The sequence below is a fragment of the Mesorhizobium sp. M7A.F.Ca.CA.004.12.1.1 genome (assembly GCF_003997835.1).
Lineage (GTDB): Bacteria > Pseudomonadota > Alphaproteobacteria > Rhizobiales > Rhizobiaceae > Mesorhizobium.
In genome coordinates, this window is sequence record NZ_RZRK01001030.1 from 1 (window position 1) to 1,841 (window position 1,841).

The window sequence follows — 1,841 nt, forward strand, 5'->3', positions numbered from 1 at the left end:
GTAGCAAGAGATCGCGACGGACTAGCCCTGGGCGGGGACAATCGGCTGCGACGCAGCTCGTGAAAATTCAAGAACAGGCGTTAGCCATGGATATCGTCAGACTCGCAATCAACAATGCCCGCCTGACCATTTCGGTCCTCGTCTTCCTTCTGCTGGCGGGCTGGGTCGCATATCAGGCGACGCCAAAGGAAGCGGAGCCCGACGTTCCGATTCCGATGATGTATGTCAGCCTGATCTACCAGGGCATTTCGCCCGAGGATTCGGAGCGGCTTCTGCTGCGGCCGATGGAAAGCAAGCTGAAAAGCCTGAAGGGCCTCAAGGAGATGCGTTCGGCCGCTTTCCAGGGCGGCGGCTACGTGCTGGTCGAATTCCAGCCGCAGACCAATCTGGCCACCGCGCTGCAGGACACGCGCAGCAAGGTGCAGGACGCCAAGGCCGACCTGCCGCAGGCGGCGGAAGAACCTGTCGTCACCGAAGTCAACATTTCCGAATTTCCCGTGCTCGTCGTCACCCTCTCGGGAAATCTGCCTGAACGCGTGCTGACCGCCGCCGCGCGTGAACTGCGCGACCGCATCGAGGAGGTTCCCGGTGTTCTCGAGGGCTCGCTGCAGGGTGCGCGCGACGATCTCGTCGAGGTCGTCATCGATCCGATGAAGCTGTCTTCCTATGGGCTGCAACTCGATCAACTGATCGGTGCGGTCGGCAACTCCAACAGCCTGGTCGCCGCCGGCAATATCGAAGGCTCGGAGGGCAAATACGCCGTCAAGGTACCGTCGCTGATCGAAACGCCGGAGGATGTCGCCGCACTGCCGGTGGTCGCCGGCCCCAATGCCGTGGTGCAGGCCAAGGACATCGCGACGATCCGTTCGACCTTCAAGGATGCCGAGACGGTGACCCGTCTCAACGGCAAGCCGGCCATCGCCATCGAAGTCAAGAAGCGCATCGGCTCCAACCTGATCGACACCATCGCCAAGGTGCGAACGGTGTCCGACGAGTTTGTCAAGTCGATGCCCGAGGGCATGAACGTCACCTACACGCAGGACAAGTCGGTCTTCGTCAACCAGCTGCTCGGCGACCTGCAGAACCATGTGATGATCGCCGTCATCCTGGTGTTCATCGTCATCCTCTACGCGCTGTCCGGCCGCGCCTCGCTGCTCATCGGGCTTGCGATTCCGTCGTCCTTCCTGATCGGCATCCTGCTGCTGGCGATGATGGGCTACACGATCAACATGATCGTGCTGTTCAGCCTGATCCTGGCCGTCGGCATGCTGGTCGACGATGCGATCATCGTCACCGAGTTCGCCGAACGACGGATGAGCGAAGGCATGCCGAAGGAGGAAGCCTTCGCGCTCGCCGCCAAGCGCATGGCCGGTCCGGTCATCGCCGCGACGATGACGCGCATCGCCGCCTTCTCGCCGCTGCTGTTCTGGCCGGGCATCATCGGCGACTTCATGAAGTACATGCCGATCACGCTGATCGTCACGCTATCGGCCTCGATGCTCTACGCGCTTGTCTTCGCGCCGACGCTGGGTGCGATCTTCGCCAAGGCGCCGCCGCATCATGAGGATGACAATCGCGACGGCTGGTACATGGCGATCGTCAAGCAGGCGGTGCGCTTCCCCATCACCGTGCTGGTGCTGACCGTCGCGCTCTTGTTCGGCGTCGGCTTTGCCTATTCGAAATACGGCGCCGGCGTCGAGTTCTTCCCGAATGTCGAGCCGGATTATGGCCTGCTCTACGTGCATGCGCGCGGCAATCTTTCGCTGGCCGAAATGGATACCGCGACCAAGATCGCGGAAGACAGGCTGCTCGGCTGGCCGGGTGTGAAGTCGGTCTACACC

General features: G+C 62.0%; 1 protein-coding gene. It reads left to right on the plus strand.

The window, feature by feature from the left end; all coding sequences use genetic code 11:
* Nucleotides 1–86: 86 nt before the first annotated feature.
* Nucleotides 87–1,841 (plus strand): efflux RND transporter permease subunit (locus EN984_RS33175; protein WP_164765859.1); only part of this gene is annotated, 1,755 nt, incomplete at its 3' end.